The 14,613-nt window shown below is 38.5% G+C and carries 13 protein-coding genes; 8 read left to right on the top strand and 5 right to left on the bottom strand.

What is annotated here, in order from left to right:
• The first annotated feature begins 136 nt into the window (after positions 1 to 136).
• Both rnt and FH976_RS13400 read left to right on the top strand, forming a co-directional pair.
• On the top strand, positions 137 to 781 hold the full coding sequence (gene rnt / locus FH976_RS13405; protein ID WP_194091346.1) for a ribonuclease T: 645 nt from the start codon (positions 137 to 139) through the stop codon (positions 779 to 781).
• Between the two features lie 25 nt (positions 782 to 806).
• Positions 807 to 2,126: a Na+/H+ antiporter family protein gene (locus FH976_RS13400; protein ID WP_194091345.1), complete on the top strand. Its 1,320-nt coding sequence runs from the start codon at positions 807 to 809 to the stop codon at positions 2,124 to 2,126.
• A 121-nt stretch (positions 2,127 to 2,247) separates the two neighbouring features.
• Here the strand turns inward: FH976_RS13400 and FH976_RS13395 are convergent, their stop codons facing one another.
• Together FH976_RS13395 and FH976_RS13390 are read right to left on the bottom strand one after the other, a co-directional pair.
• Entirely contained in the window at positions 2,248 to 2,856 is a 609-nt protein-coding gene (locus FH976_RS13395; RefSeq protein ID WP_194091344.1) for a DsbA family protein, read from the bottom strand.
• A 77-nt stretch (positions 2,857 to 2,933) separates the two neighbouring features.
• Entirely contained in the window at positions 2,934 to 3,269 is a 336-nt protein-coding gene (locus FH976_RS13390; RefSeq protein ID WP_194091343.1) for a Grx4 family monothiol glutaredoxin, read from the bottom strand.
• 311 nt (positions 3,270 to 3,580) lie between these two features.
• Here FH976_RS13390 and sodB point away from each other — a divergent pair, with 311 nt between their 5' ends.
• Both sodB and FH976_RS13380 read left to right on the top strand, forming a co-directional pair.
• Positions 3,581 to 4,165: a superoxide dismutase [Fe] gene (gene sodB, locus FH976_RS13385; protein WP_194091342.1), complete on the top strand. Its 585-nt coding sequence runs from the start codon at positions 3,581 to 3,583 to the stop codon at positions 4,163 to 4,165.
• 318 nt (positions 4,166 to 4,483) lie between these two features.
• Entirely contained in the window at positions 4,484 to 5,146 is a 663-nt protein-coding gene (locus tag FH976_RS13380; RefSeq protein ID WP_194091341.1) for an SDR family oxidoreductase, read from the top strand.
• A gap of 110 nt (positions 5,147 to 5,256) precedes the next feature.
• Here FH976_RS13380 and adhE read toward each other — a convergent pair whose 3' ends face one another.
• Entirely contained in the window at positions 5,257 to 7,932 is a 2,676-nt protein-coding gene (gene adhE / locus FH976_RS13375; protein WP_194091340.1) for a bifunctional acetaldehyde-CoA/alcohol dehydrogenase, read from the bottom strand.
• A gap of 604 nt (positions 7,933 to 8,536) precedes the next feature.
• Between adhE and FH976_RS13370 the strand changes: the two genes are divergently transcribed.
• Entirely contained in the window at positions 8,537 to 9,175 is a 639-nt protein-coding gene (locus FH976_RS13370) for a YchE family NAAT transporter (RefSeq protein ID WP_194091339.1), read from the top strand.
• Between the two features lie 38 nt (positions 9,176 to 9,213).
• Complete coding sequence (locus FH976_RS13365; protein ID WP_194091338.1) at positions 9,214 to 10,059, top strand: ion transporter; 846 nt, start codon at positions 9,214 to 9,216, stop codon at positions 10,057 to 10,059.
• Positions 10,060 to 10,152: 93 nt separating this feature from the next.
• Here the strand turns inward: FH976_RS13365 and asd are convergent, their stop codons facing one another.
• A complete protein-coding gene (asd, locus tag FH976_RS13360; RefSeq protein WP_194091347.1) occupies positions 10,153 to 11,268 on the bottom strand; it encodes an aspartate-semialdehyde dehydrogenase in 1,116 nt (371 codons plus the stop codon).
• A gap of 156 nt (positions 11,269 to 11,424) precedes the next feature.
• Entirely contained in the window at positions 11,425 to 12,426 is a 1,002-nt protein-coding gene (gene yejK, locus FH976_RS13355) for a nucleoid-associated protein YejK (RefSeq protein WP_194091337.1), read from the bottom strand.
• Positions 12,427 to 12,528: 102 nt separating this feature from the next.
• Here yejK and FH976_RS13350 point away from each other — a divergent pair, with 102 nt between their 5' ends.
• Positions 12,529 to 12,744: a YejL family protein gene (locus tag FH976_RS13350; RefSeq protein WP_194091336.1), complete on the top strand. Its 216-nt coding sequence runs from the start codon at positions 12,529 to 12,531 to the stop codon at positions 12,742 to 12,744.
• Positions 12,745 to 12,784: 40 nt separating this feature from the next.
• The gene (locus FH976_RS13345) at positions 12,785 to 14,602 is read left to right on the top strand and encodes a DUF3413 domain-containing protein (RefSeq protein WP_194091335.1); all 1,818 of its coding nucleotides are present in this window, start codon (positions 12,785 to 12,787) and stop codon (positions 14,600 to 14,602) included.
• Positions 14,603 to 14,613: the final 11 nt, after the last annotated feature.

Below are 14,613 nucleotides of genomic sequence, written 5' to 3'. Positions count from 1 at the left end.
CAATTGAGCTCTTTTTTTATAATTACCTTATATCCTTTATTTTTTACAGATACCTAAATCAGCAAACCGAAAAATGGGTGAAGTTCACTTTCTGATCTGTAATAATATGCCACTAAATTCACGGATCAGAAAATCAATGACTGACAAAAATGAAGCTTTGACACTAAAAAATCGCTTTCGGGGTTATTTTCCCGTTGTTATCGATGTTGAAACAGCAGGATTTAATTCACAAACGGATGCGCTTTTAGAAATTTGTGCTGTCACTTTAGCCATGGATGAGAATGGGGATCTTTATCCCGCATCAACGATACAGTTTAACGTTGAGCCTTTTGAAGGCGCAAACCTTGAAAAGGAAGCATTAGAATTCACAGGCATTCGTGATCCTTACAGCCCGTTACGTGGTGCGGTAAGCGAAGCAGAGGCAATCAAAGAAATATTCAAGTTAGTGCGTAAAGAACAAAAAGCAGCCAATTGTAGCCGTGCCATTATGGTCGCTCACAATGCTACTTTTGATCTTAACTTTGTTATGGCTGCAGCTGAACGTAGCAAACTAAAACGCATTCCATTCCACCCTTTTGCTACTTTCGATACCGCAGCATTGAGCGGTTTAGCCTATGGACAAACCGTCCTCGCTAAAGCATGCATTGCCGCAGGAATGGAATTTAATAATAAAGAAGCCCACTCTGCGCTCTATGATACTCAAGTTACCGCAGAGCTTTTTTGCAAAATAGTCAATAAATGGAAAGCTTTAGGTGGCTGGCCACTTGAAGCCGCTGAATAATTTAAATTTAAACTAGAGAACTCTAATGAACCCTGTTGTTATTTCAGTCTGCTTAATGCTGATACTCTCAGTATTTCGCGTTAATGTTGTGATTGCACTCACTTTAAGTGCTATTACTGGTGGCTTACTTGCCCACCTTTCTCTTGATCAAACTATCTCGGCATTTCAAGCTGGACTTGGTGACGGTGCAGAAATTGCACTAAGCTACGCTTTACTCGGTGCTTTTGCTGTTGCCTTAGCGCAAACCGGTATTACCGATTTATTATCGAATGCTGTCATTAAACGTGTTCATGGTGAAACCAATCATAAAGCATCCGCTATTTTAAAATACGCTATCCTTTCAAGCTTACTGATCTTAGCTATTTTTTCACAAAACGTTATTCCGGTTCATATCGCCTTCATCCCAATTATTGTACCGCCACTATTATCTGCGCTAAATAAAATGAATATTGACCGTAGAATGGTTGCTTGTGTGCTTACCTTCGGCTTAGTGACACCTTATATGACACTACCTATTGGCTTTGGGGGGATCTTCTTGAATGATATTTTACTTCCAGCATTAGTTAATAACGGGTTAACAACTGCGACGGCTGGTCAAATACCGGCCGCAATGCTTATTCCGGCTTGTGGCATGATTTTTGGTTTATTGGTCAGTGTCTTTATTACCTACCGTAAGCCGCGTCAATACCAAGAAATAGCGGCACCGCAAGAAGCTCAACAACAAAATGGTATTGATAAGAAAGCCGTTATTATTGCCGTATTTAGTATCGTTGCAACACTATCAGCTCAACTTTATTCAGGCTCTATGATCGTAGGTGCTTTAGTCGGTTTCATTATTCTTTCTTTTGGTAAACCTTTTCAGACAAGCCAAGATAGCTTTACTCGTGGCGTACAAATGATGGCGATGATTGGTTTTATTATGATCTCAGCCAATGGTTTTGCAAGTGTAATGAAAGCGACTGGCGGCGTTGAAACTTTGGTGATATTTTTACAAACCAGCATGAGCGGACATCAAGGCATTGCAGCGTTAGCTATGTTAATTGTGGGCTTGCTCATTACTATGGGTATCGGCTCTTCTTTTTCAACCATTCCTATTATCGCTACTATTTATGTGCCGCTTGCACTTTCATTTGGCTTCTCACCAGCAGCAACGATTGCTCTAGTCGGTACAGCTGCTGCATTAGGCGATGCAGGCTCACCAGCATCGGACTCAACGTTAGGGCCAACATCTGGTTTAAATGCAGATAGTCAGCATGATCATATAAAAGACTCTGTTATTCCAACGTTCATCCATTATAACTTACCATTAATTGTATTCGGCTGGATTGCCGCTATGGTTCTGTAAGTCACAGAAAACTATATCGATTCCAACCTAAAAATACCGCACTTTATAAATTTTAGAGTGCGGTATTTTTGTATCAATTCTATTTTTAGAATTGCTGGTAACATAAAATTTAGTATTGTAGCTAAATGTGTTTTTTAATTTCTAATAGACTAGATTCAACCGAATCATAGGAAATCGGTATCGAATAATAACGGCTATTAGACTCTAGCACTAAGCTGGGAAATGAATGCACTCCTAGCATCTGACAAAAAGACAATTGGCGCTGGAATTCAATTTCAACCCGTTGGCTAGACAAATCTGTCTGAAACACGTCTAACTTTAAGCCCAACTCTTGTGCGAGTAATGCATGAGTCGTAGCCAGATGGGGTTCCATTGCTCTTAAGTAATAGGCTTCCTGAATAGCGCTAACCATCGCTTTGCCTTGATCCTGAAACTGTGCAGCAATTACGGCTCTACAAGCTGAATATGTGGTTCGAACTGGCTGACATTGTGTCCAAAAGTCATAATTGAAGGTTGTCCCTAGCTGAGTCTCAATCCTTCGCCATGTTTGCTCAAGCATATTTTTCATTTCAGTTGGCATCGGTGTTACGCTATCCGGCGCTAAACCACCCAAAATATATTCAACCTTGATATCCTCAGGAAGCAATTCTTGTAGTTGTTGCCAAGCTGGCTTAAATCCCCAGCACCAACTGCACATTGGATCATGTATATAATATAATGTTGTGGCCATGTTCAATCTCTTAATCCACATTATTCAGTGCAAAAAAAAGAGCCATCAGGCCCTTTATCATATTAAAAGCTTACAAACTACTCTTCGCTTACAGGAGCGCGAGCCGCTGCATCTTTCACTAAAGTTTGCAGTTCACCCTTCTGGAACATTTCAATGATAATGTCACAGCCGCCCACTAACTCACCTTCAACCCACAGCTGTGGAAAGGTCGGCCATTGCGCATAGTTTGGTAATTCAGCACGGATATCCGGGTTTTGAAGAATATCTACATAAGCAAACTTCTCTCCGCAAGACATTAGAGCTTGGGATGCTTGTGATGAAAAGCCGCAGCTTGGTAGCTTTGGTGAGCCTTTCATGTATAGCAAAATTGTATTTTCTGAAAGTTGTTGTTTAATTTTATCGATAGTTTCCATTGCTTCCTCACTACATCGATTTAGAGTTGTACCAGCATTCTACTTGTATCTTAATCAGAATAAAAATCTATTATTTATAAGGGTATTTTAAATGTCAGTTTATAATGAATTTCTTTACAACTTTTATCCTTTGGTATCATGTTTTTTTAACACAACGCTTTTAATAAAGTAAAAAGTTGCTAAACTAGTTACAGTTTAACAAATGGCTTAAAAATAATAATTGAAAGCCGCTTATATCAATATTTGTCGTAATAAATAACAAACATATATAAGCGTTTAGCCTCTTTCTTATACACATGGAGATTTAAGCAATGGCATTTGAATTACCAGCATTACCTTTCGCAAAAGATGCACTAGAACCTCATATTTCAGCAGAAACTCTAGATTTTCACCATGGTAAGCACCATAACACCTATGTTGTGAAGCTAAATGGTTTAATTCCTGGTACTGAGTTTGAAGGTAAATCGCTAGAAGAAATCATCAAAACTTCAACTGGTGGTGTTTTCAATAACGCAGCACAAATCTGGAACCATACGTTTTACTGGAATTGCCTAGCACCAAATGCAGGTGGTCAACCAGCAGGCGCAGTTGCTGAAGCTATCAAACAAGCTTTTGGTTCTTTCGAAGAATTCAAAACTAAGTTTACAGATTCTGCAATCAATAACTTTGGTTCTTCTTGGACTTGGCTAGTAAAAAAAGCAGACGGTTCTCTAGAAATCGTAAATACTTCTAACGCTGCCACGCCACTGACCGAAGAAGGTGTTACACCACTTCTAACGGTTGATCTATGGGAACACGCTTACTATATCGATTTCCGCAATGTACGCCCTGATTACATGGCTGCATTCTGGGCATTAGTAAACTGGGACTTCGTAGAAGAAAACCTAATCAAATAATATTTTCTTCGCCACTCTTGGCGTTACATGTAAATATTAATAAAGGTCAGTTATTACTGGCCTTTTTGTTTAACGTAAGCTGATTTTTGCCCATAATATCAATACAATTTATCCTCTGTATTACTTAAAAATCCACTAGTTACACTATTTCAGTCCAAAAACACCACTTCGATCACAAGACTTTTCCGCATTTATCTACCATGATTAAAAGCTGCCTATTAAATGTAGGAGGAATCTTTCTCCCTTAAAAATAATAAACTGTTTAATACGCTAGCCATCCTCCCTCCCACCAAAAACTTGATACCAATGAGGTGTTTAATGAATATTTATAATTCAGTTGTTGTCATTACGTCAGCAGGCTCTCATCTAGGTCAAACGTTAGCACAGCATTTTATTTCTCTACATGCCAACGTGATCTTAGTCGACAATAATGAAGTCGCACTCAATCGAACTCTGCAACAATGCCAACCAACATCATCTATTGTTCTATCTTACGTTTTAGACGACCATAGCTTCGAAAGCGTTCAACCATTATTTTCGTCTATTGATAAAAATTTCGATAATGGAATAGATGTTTTGATTAACATATACCCTTCCCTACCATCTCCATCCTTAATGGCTGAAACCAATTTTGAACAATATAGCGGGCAGATCTCCACTCTCGCAAGTAGCATGTTATGCTTTAGTAAATTAGCAGCCAAACAAATGCTGCATAACAATAAGAAAGGTGTGATTGTTAATTTATCCTCTTCCGAATCAGAACAAGCATCTGATCATAATTCCGCATCTCTCATCTCAAATTTCACTCAAAGCTGGTCAAAAGAATTATTACCTTTCAATATTAGAGTAGGTGGAATATTGCCACTATCAACTCATAGTAATGAGCATAACTGGGCTCGCAATCGAGATGAATTAATTCGTAATGCCGAATATATTGTAGAAAATGATTCGTTTAATGGTCGAGTTCTGGATTGTCACTAAACTTGTTATGAGCTTATATCCGTTCATACGTACCCAAATAACCGATAAAAAAGCCTCATCAATCGATGAGGCTTTCTAATTTTAGTCATTATCAAATTGATAGTGATGTATTATTTTTTCTTAGCTGATTTTTTCGCTGGTTGTTCCGTTTTTTTAATGACGGTTGTACCTTCGTAAGTTTCACCTTCAATGTATGCTTTACCGTAATAAGCCGCAAGTAACACTTCTTTGAGCTCGGTAATTAATGGGTAACGTGGGTTAGCACCTGTACATTGATCATCAAACGCGTCTACTGCTAACTCATCTACTTTTGCTAAGAAATCGGCCTCTGGAACACCGGCGGCTTGAATTGACATTGGGATATCAAGTTCTTTCTTAACATCATCCAACCAAGTTAATAGACGTTCAATTTTCTGTGCCGTACGGTCACCAGCTTGGCTTAAACCAAGATGATCGGCAATTTCAGCATAACGACTACGCGATTTAGGACGGTCGTATTGAGAAAATGCCGCTTGCTTTGTTGGGTTATCATTTGCATTAAAGCGAATAACATTAGAAATCATTAATGCGTTCGCAAGGCCGTGTGGAATATGGAACTCAGCACCGATTTTGTGTGCAATAGAGTGGCATACACCAAGGAATGCGTTTGCAAATGACATGCCTGCAATCGTTGCAGCGCTATGCACTTTTTCGCGAGCTATTGGGTCATTAGCACCATTTTTGTAACTTGATGGTAAATATTCTTTAAGCATTTTCAGCGCTTGGAGCGCATGCCCATCAGAGAACTCATTCGCAAGAACAGAAACATACGCTTCTAATGCATGAGTTATCGCATCGTAACCACCAAAAGCAGTTAATGACTTAGGCATATTCATCACTAAATTAGCATCAACAATTGCCATGTTAGGAGTAAGTTCATAATCTGCCAACGGGTATTTTGCACCTGTTTTATCATCAGTAACAACCGCAAATGGCGTCACTTCAGAGCCTGTACCCGATGTCGTTGTGATACAAACTAGACTTGCTTTTTCACCCATTTTAGGGAATTTGTAGATTCGCTTACGAATATCCATGAAGCGCATTGCTAGTTCTTGGAAATCAGTTTCTGGATGCTCGTACAGTACCCACATGATTTTAGCTGCATCCATTGGTGAGCCGCCACCTAGTGCTAAGATAACATCAGGTTGGAAGCTATTCATCGCTGCTGCACCTTTTTCTACAACAGAAAGCGTTGGATCCGCCTCTACATCATAGAAAGTATACACTTCAATGCCTTGTGCTTTTAAAAGATTGACAACCTCATCAGCGTAGCCGTTATTAAATAAGAAACGGTCTGTAACTAAAAACGCACGTTTTTTATCAGCTAAATCAGTCAACGCGATTGGAAGGCTACCACGACGGAAATAAATGGATTCTGGAAGTTTATGCCATAACATATTTTCTGCTCGCTTAGCGACCGTTTTCTTATTAATAAGGTGCTTAGGACCCACGTTTTCTGAGATCGAGTTACCACCCCAAGAACCACACCCTAACGTCAATGACGGTGCAATATTGAAGTTATACAAATCACCAATACCACCATGAGTGGTTGGAATATTAATCAAAATACGAGCCGTCTTCATCTTGTCGCCAAAGTAGCGAATACGGTCAGAATTAGTATCTTGATTAGTGTAAAGGCCAGATGTGTGGCCAATGCCGCCAATTTCAACCATAGTAATTGCTTGTTCTACTGCATTTTCAAAAGAAGATGCACGGAACATCCCTAGCGTAGGAGACAATTTTTCATGCGCAAATTCGTCATCGTAGCTAACTACGCCGCCTTCACCGATAAGAATTTTTGTGTTTGCCGGTACAGTAACCCCTGCCATTTCTGCAATTTTAGTTGCAGGTTGACCTACGATATCCGCATTCAAATTACCGTTAATCAATAAAATTTTACGAACTTTATCTGCTTCAGTTTTAGACAAAACATAGCCACAGTGAGCAGCAAAACGCTCTTTCACTTCATCGTAAACTTCGTCCATAACAATGATTGCTTGCTCAGAAGCACACACCACACCGTTATCGAATGTTTTAGACATAAGAATAGAAGCAACGGCACGTTTAATATCAGCAGTTTCGTCAATAACCACAGGAACATTACCCGCACCGACACCGATAGCTGGTTTACCCGAAGAATATGCAGCTTTAACCATGCCCGGACCACCAGTTGCAAGGATAAGATTGATGCCTTCATGTTTCATTAGTGCATTTGATAATTCAACTGATGGTTGGTCAATCCAACCAATAATATCTTTCGGTGCACCCGCTGCAACAGCTGCATCTAACACTATTTTAGCAGCATCGTTAGTGGAGTTTTTTGCGCGTGGATGTGGTGAGAATATAATTGCATTACGCGTTTTCAAAGAAATTAGAGACTTAAAAATCGCAGTTGAAGTAGGGTTAGTTGTTGGAACGATGCCACAGATGATACCCACCGGCTCAGCGATAGTCATTGTCCCGTATTCATCATTAACCTCTAAAACGCCACAGGTTTTTTCGTCTTTATATTTGTTATAGATAAACTCTGAAGCAAAGTGGTTTTTGATTACTTTATCTTCAATGATACCCATTCCTGATTCTGCTACCGCTTGTTGTGCCAGAGGAATACGAGCTTGGTTAGCTGCGAGAGAAGCTGCACGGAAGATCTTGTCTACTTGCTCTTGAGAGAAGGTAGCAAATTCTTTTTGCGCCGCTTGAACACGTGCGACTAGAGCATCAAGTTCAGCTAAATTAGTTACAGGCATAATGAATCTCCTAATATTTAAAAATTAAAAACTATTTAGTAAGACTACTCACAAGACAACTTTAAAAACAGTGCGGTAGTGAATGGGAAACTCTTAGTAAATCACTTTCAAAACTGAGTATAATCCTTCATCCAATTAAAATATTGACTTAGATCAGTTATTGAAATCAATTTACCCCCAAAGAAGTACAAAAGAACAAGATGCTAATGTAATATATTGATTTTTAATAAGTATTAATTTATTCACAGCGTGAAAATATTCACTTTACAATTACACTAACAAACCCACATCATAAAAAAATGTAAAAATATTTCTGAAATAAAAAAACCAAACATACAAAAGCCCTATGCTACAAACAGTATACATATACACAGAATAGATAATACTTTAGTAGCAATTTTCTTTAGAAGTCCTTTATTTTTATGACATAATTTTCAACACCGACATTAAAGGTAATACAAGATAAGAAAAATGCTATTTAACCCTCGAATTAGAGAAGCATTTACCTTACATTATGCAACTCTTCAGCGGTGTATAAATTGGATACTTGAATTATCCAACACACCTTATTTTGTACCCTTTTATACTATGTGAGATAACGCTCATGGGCTCAATCGAGTTAGCAATATATTTTCAATTCTTCTTTGGTTTAGTCGCTGCCGTCAATCCTATTGGAATTATGCCAGTGTTTGTTTCTTTATCCGGGCATATGACGTCCGAAGAGAAGAAAAAAACGGCAACTACCGCCAACTTTGCTGTCGCGGTTATTCTGGTTGTTTCCCTTCTATGTGGGCAAGTATTACTCAATATGTTCAGTATTTCTCTAGATTCTTTTCGAGTTGCGGGCGGTATGCTGTTGATGAGCATCGCATTTTCAATGATGAGTGGTAAATTAGGGGCGGATAAACAAAACAAACAAGAGCAAACCGAATATATCAGTCGTGAGCAGATTGGTGTCGTACCATTAGCAATGCCTTTAATGGCAGGCCCAGGTGCGATTAGTTCAACGATTGTATATGGTGCACGCTATCCAACTATGATCGATATTTTTGGCATCATTATTACTATTGTCATTTTTTGTTTTTGCTCTTGGTTACTATTTAGATCCGCGCCACTTATCGTCCGTTTTTTGGGGCAAACAGGGATCAACGTAATTACACGTATTATGGGGTTAATCTTAGCGTCATTAGGTGTCGAATTTATGGCTAATGGATTACGTAGTTTATTCCCAGGTCTAATGTAAATAGGATCCATTCATACCGCCTGAAAGGTAATGCTAATATGCAGGAAAACAGTCTGAAACATCAGTTATATATCATTATATTTGGCACGCATACTCCCGCTGGCCGGCGTTTTGATATTTTCCTTATCATTGCCATTATTACCTCTCTCTTTGTTTTGATGCTCGACTCGATGGCGGCAATCGAAGTCAAATGGCAACAAGAACTCACTTATTTAGAATACGGTTTCACTGCGCTATTCACTATCGAATACCTATTACGCCTATATTGCTCACCTAAGCCTTCCGCTTATGCCAGAAGCTTTTATGGCATCATCGATTTGATCGCAATAATTCCAACCTATTTAGTCTTCTTTTTTCCATCTGCAAGCTTTATTGGCATTATACGTTTATTGCGGGTGATGCGAATTTTCCGAATTCTCAAACTGGTACGCTTTCTACAAGATTCAAATATTCTGATGCGTAGTTTGATCATGGCTAAGCGAAAAATTTTTATTTTCTTTAGTGCTGTTGCGGTTCTCGTCACCATCTTTGGTGCGCTGATGTTTGTCATCGAAGGCCCACAAAATGGCTTTACAAGTATTCCACAAAGTATTTATTGGGCGATTGTCACCATAACAACCGTTGGCTATGGTGATTTTGTTCCTAAAACACCACTTGGCCAAGCAATAGCATCTGTCACCATGTTACTTGGTTATTGCATTCTTGCTGTACCTACTGGCATCATTACTGCAGAATTAAATCAGGAAATGAATGCACACCGAAATTTAGTGCTATGTCCTAACTGCACTCGCAGTGGACATGAATCTGATGCATTATTCTGCAAACATTGTGGGGGTGAGCTTGCTGACCCAGACAATCGTGTTGTCCCCGTTAAACGTAGATAATTACCACTACACACAAAAACAAAAATGCCTATGTTTAATCACATAGGCATTTTTTCATCATCATTATTTTTAACATTATAAAAAATTAACGCATTATTTTTCCGCTAAGATAATGCGTAATGTACGACGAAGTGGTTCTGCTGCGCCCCAAAGTAATTGGTCACCAACAGTAAAGGCATTGAGGAATGTATCCCCCATCTCCATCTTACGTAAACGCCCAACAGGAACAGAAAGAGTACCTGTTACTTGCGCTGGAGAAAGTTGTTGAGCCGTAATATCACGCTCATTTGGGATGACTTTGACCCAATCATTATGAGTTGCAATAATTTCTTCAATTTCATCCATCGGAACATTTTGCTTCAACTTAATCGTCAATGCTTGAGAGTGGCAACGCATCGCACCAATACGAACACAAGTACCATCAATAGGAACTAAATTCGCACCTTGAAGGCCTAGAATTTTATTGGTTTCAACCGTTGCTTTCCATTCTTCTTTACTTTGACCATTTTCGCGCTTCACATCAATCCACGGAATTAATGAGCCCGCAAGTGGAGCACCAAATTCACTGGTAGGATAAGCACTAGAACGAATCGTTTCAGCAACTTTGCGGTCAATATCTAAAATAGAACTTGCTGGATCGGCCATCTCTGCACTGACTGACTGATTTATTACGCCCATTTGTGCAATAAGTTCACGCATATTCTTCGCACCGGCACCAGAAGCGGCTTGGTAAGTCATGGCACTCATCCATTCAATCATGCCTTTTTCGTATAAACCACCTAAGCCCATCAACATTAAGCTAACAGTACAGTTACCACCAACAAACGTATTGATTCCTGCATGGAGGCCATGTTGAATTTGCGTTAAGTTAACAGGATCTAACGTAATGATTGCGTCATCTTTCATACGTAAAGTCGATGCGGCATCGATCCAGTATCCTTTCCAACCAGCTTGACGTAATGCCGGATACACTTTCTCGGTATAGCCCCCGCCTTGACAAGTGATAATCGCATCTAACTGCTTTAAGCTTTCAAGATCAAAAGCATCTTGTAGCATCCCAGCATCTTTCCCAAGGTTGGGTGCTGGAATACCAACTTGTGACGTGGTATAGAATACAGGTTCGATGAGGTCAAAATCCTTTTCTTCCACCATGCGCTGCATTAATACCGAACCAACCATGCCACGCCAACCAACTAAACCTACTCTCATCATTTTCATCCTCTCCATGATATTTTTATATATTTTAAAATTTAGTAACCATTACTATCTCATTGCTAACGACAATCTTCAAACATCAATTTTACTGATTTTAAGTCACCGTACATATTGTATCGTCATTGTAATTAGCATGAATTAATAACTCGCTTATGAATGTCTCACCAACTGATCTTTCAAATTTGGTGGAATACCTTTGATCGTTAGAGTATCCGTTTCTGGGTCATAGAAAATTCGTTCCCCCAATAACATGGAATCAAAATTAATTGAAAGACCGCCTCCAGCTCCAACATATTTTGCAAGTTTACGGATAGTCGAACGATCGACAGGAAAGCTATCTTCTAGTTCATAGCCTTGCTTTTGAGTAAAATCTTGGAAATTATCATCATTCCCTGACCCAGAAAGCTCTCCAGACAATTCGCGAATAGTAACTTCATCGCCTGCTTTTAACTGATCATTACAATAATCATGAACTTGTTTACGATAAGCGACTGTTTCTTCTTTATTTAATTGAGAGTCTGCGCAATAGTCATCTACTGCTTGCATCAGTACTAAATTTTGTTTTTTCGTGTCTAATCCTATTTCAGCTTGCAAAAAATCTAAGAAAAAATCAGCCACTTTACGCCCTACCCGACCTTTAATATAAGTCAGATAGCGATTAGATTCAGGATCAGTTTCATAGCAAGAAAGGTCAATACGAACGGCAATGTCCATCTTATTAATATCAAGATAATCCGTACCCGAAATATCCAGAGCATCATCAACTTTTAAGCTTTGGTTTGATGGCAATAAAGCAATAAATAGATATTCCGTGGCAAGTGACTGATATTGCGCCATAACCAGTACACCTTCATCGGCAAACGGATACTTAGCCAACTCTGTTTTTAAACGCTCAGCGGACTGAGAAGAAAAGTCATAAAAACTCAAATCACCTTGGCGAAATTGTTTCATCCAATATTGAAATTCACTTTCTTCTTTATAAATGCCAAAACCTTTACTTGCTTTCGCATTGAAGGTGCGGTGTAGCTCTGCGACGAGTTGCTCTGAAACTGCATCGTTAGATAAAGCGGTATGACGCAAGTTAACAACCAATTCATCTTGGTCATTTTTTGTCAATTTATGCAGTATTACGTTGGAAATATTTAAGCTCATGATAAATTAGTTTCAAGTTGATGTTTCAGTTGTGAGGTAGACTAGGTTATCATAAGCCGCTTTTACTATCATTAACCGAATCTAGGAACAAAATAGACACTTATGCCTATTAATTCAAAATACAGCGATCAAAAAATCGAACAAATCTTGGCAGAAATTGCTGCCGTTTTAAAAAAACATGAAGCAAGCTCAGATCTTAGTTTGATGATTGCTGGTAATATTGTGACAAATATTTTAAATTCCAATGTACCTCGAGCACAACGTAAACTCATTGCAGACAAATTTTCTCAAGCTCTTTTATCATCACTCGATGCATAAAATACCTTTTAACGTTAAATTGAGTTAGAACGATATTTCAATGGTTGATAGCAGAAACACATACGGAGAGCGCGTCTCTCGACTAGTAAGTTGGGGACATTGGTTCTCTTTCTGTAATATTATTATTGCTATGTTGATTGGTAGCCGTTTTATCACACAATCACCATGGCCTGATACTTTATTAGGACAAGCGTACCTTATTATTTCTTGGTTTGGTCATTTTGCCTTTTTGGTATTTGGTCTCTATATTTTAGTCTTGTTTCCGCTAACTTTTGTCATTCCTTCTCGCAAGTTATTACGTTTAATTAGTGTACTATTCGCAACCATATGTCTGACCGTATTATTGCTGGACACTCAAGCATACCAAAAATTACACTTGCATTTAAATCCTGCGGTATGGGAGTTATTACTGAGTAAAGATAACACTGCATTTAATGCTCAGTGGCAATATCTCTTTTCTGCGGTTCCAATACTATTCTTGATTCAAATTGTTATTTCAGAGTGGGTCTGGAAAAAACAACGTACGTTATCTCGTAAAAAAATAGGTAAACCCGTCACAATTTTATTTTTCTTATGCTTTTTAAGCAGCCATCTTATTTATATCTGGGCTGATGCTTTTTTCTATCATCCAATAACAAGCCAGCGAGCTAATTTCCCACTGTCCTACCCTATGACGGCGAAATCCTTTATGGAAAAACATGGGCTATTAGATAAAGAAGAATATTTACAACGTCTTGAGCAACGTGGAAGCGATAATGAAGTCGTCAATTATCCACTTGAACCAATCAAGTTTAACGGCCCGGGAAAAAACTATAACGTCTTGATAGTCATGGTGGATAACCTTCGCAGTGATATGTTGGCGAAAGAAATCATGCCGGCCACTTTCGATTTCGCCAAAAACAACCAAAATTTCATTAACCATTTTAGTGCTAGTAATAATGATTATGGTGTATTTAGTCTATTCTATGGATTACCAAGTAGCTATGCATCCAGCATCAAGGCGCAAGATACTAAGCCTTTATTCCTAACGACGTTATCAAAACGTCACTATCAGATGGCAGCATTTAGTGATAATGCACTTGAAAAACCTGAACTTTATGATCAGATTTTCCGTCAATTAGAGATAAAAAGAGATAACAAACCAGACAGTGATGCTAAAAACAATGTTGTTAATGATTGGAAGTATTGGTTAGAAAGTAACTCAAACTCACCTTGGTTTAGCTATATTGAGCTATCTGATGTTGAAAACTTTGAGGATAATACTGGCTATACAAAGCCATTTCCATCTAACTCTAAAAAGGCTTTAACATTATTAAAAAACCGCTATCAATCGGCTGTTTCTTCTGCTGATCAATCAGTTGATGAAATTTTGACGGCGATAAAAACTAAAGAATTATTAGATAACACTATAGTTATCATTACATCTGATCACGGGATGGAATTTAACGATAGCAATAATAATACTTGGGGTTCAGACAGTAACTTTAGCCGCTATCAGTTACAAGTTCCAATGGTGATACATTGGCCAGGAAAAGCACCAACGGTTTATACGAAAAAAACTAGTCATTTAGATCTCTCAGCAACACTAATGCAAGATGTTTTAGAAACCTCATCTAACCCATACGACTTTGGGAGTGGTAAAAACTTATTTACTCAATCTGACCGCCCTTGGATCTTAGCCGGTGATAATAATAACATTGCACTAATTACCAATAAAAATACAACCGTTGTGGACCAATTTGGTAATTATAAAGTCTACACTCCAGACTACCAACGAGATAAGAAAGCAAAACCTAAATTATCGGTCATGTTGCAAGGGTTATCAGAACTAAAGCGCTTCTATCGCCAAAATGATTAAACACAGACCTG

Origin of the sequence: Vibrio hibernica, assembly GCF_015223435.1 — a bacterium.
GTDB lineage: Bacteria > Pseudomonadota > Gammaproteobacteria > Enterobacterales > Vibrionaceae > Vibrio > Vibrio hibernica.
This window is presented reverse-complemented; position numbering and strand designations above follow the sequence as displayed.

Excerpts from the sequence above, each read along its gene's own strand:
- FH976_RS13345 (WP_194091335.1), top strand. The coding sequence starts at position 12,785 with ATGGTTGATAGCAGAAACACATACGGAGAGCGCGTCTCTCGACTAGTA.
- yejK (WP_194091337.1), bottom strand. The coding sequence starts at position 12,426 with ATGAGCTTAAATATTTCCAACGTAATACTGCATAAATTGACAAAAAAT.
- adhE (WP_194091340.1), bottom strand. The coding sequence starts at position 7,932 with ATGCCTGTAACTAATTTAGCTGAACTTGATGCTCTAGTCGCACGTGTT.
- FH976_RS13350 (WP_194091336.1), top strand. The coding sequence starts at position 12,529 with ATGCCTATTAATTCAAAATACAGCGATCAAAAAATCGAACAAATCTTG.
- FH976_RS13365 (WP_194091338.1), top strand. The coding sequence starts at position 9,214 with ATGCAGGAAAACAGTCTGAAACATCAGTTATATATCATTATATTTGGC.
- FH976_RS13380 (WP_194091341.1), top strand. The coding sequence starts at position 4,484 with ATGAATATTTATAATTCAGTTGTTGTCATTACGTCAGCAGGCTCTCAT.
- asd (WP_194091347.1), bottom strand. The coding sequence starts at position 11,268 with ATGAGAGTAGGTTTAGTTGGTTGGCGTGGCATGGTTGGTTCGGTATTA.
- sodB (WP_194091342.1), top strand. The coding sequence starts at position 3,581 with ATGGCATTTGAATTACCAGCATTACCTTTCGCAAAAGATGCACTAGAA.
- FH976_RS13400 (WP_194091345.1), top strand. The coding sequence starts at position 807 with ATGAACCCTGTTGTTATTTCAGTCTGCTTAATGCTGATACTCTCAGTA.
- FH976_RS13390 (WP_194091343.1), bottom strand. The coding sequence starts at position 3,269 with ATGGAAACTATCGATAAAATTAAACAACAACTTTCAGAAAATACAATT.
- FH976_RS13370 (WP_194091339.1), top strand. The coding sequence starts at position 8,537 with ATGGGCTCAATCGAGTTAGCAATATATTTTCAATTCTTCTTTGGTTTA.
- rnt (WP_194091346.1), top strand. The coding sequence starts at position 137 with ATGACTGACAAAAATGAAGCTTTGACACTAAAAAATCGCTTTCGGGGT.
- FH976_RS13395 (WP_194091344.1), bottom strand. The coding sequence starts at position 2,856 with ATGGCCACAACATTATATTATATACATGATCCAATGTGCAGTTGGTGC.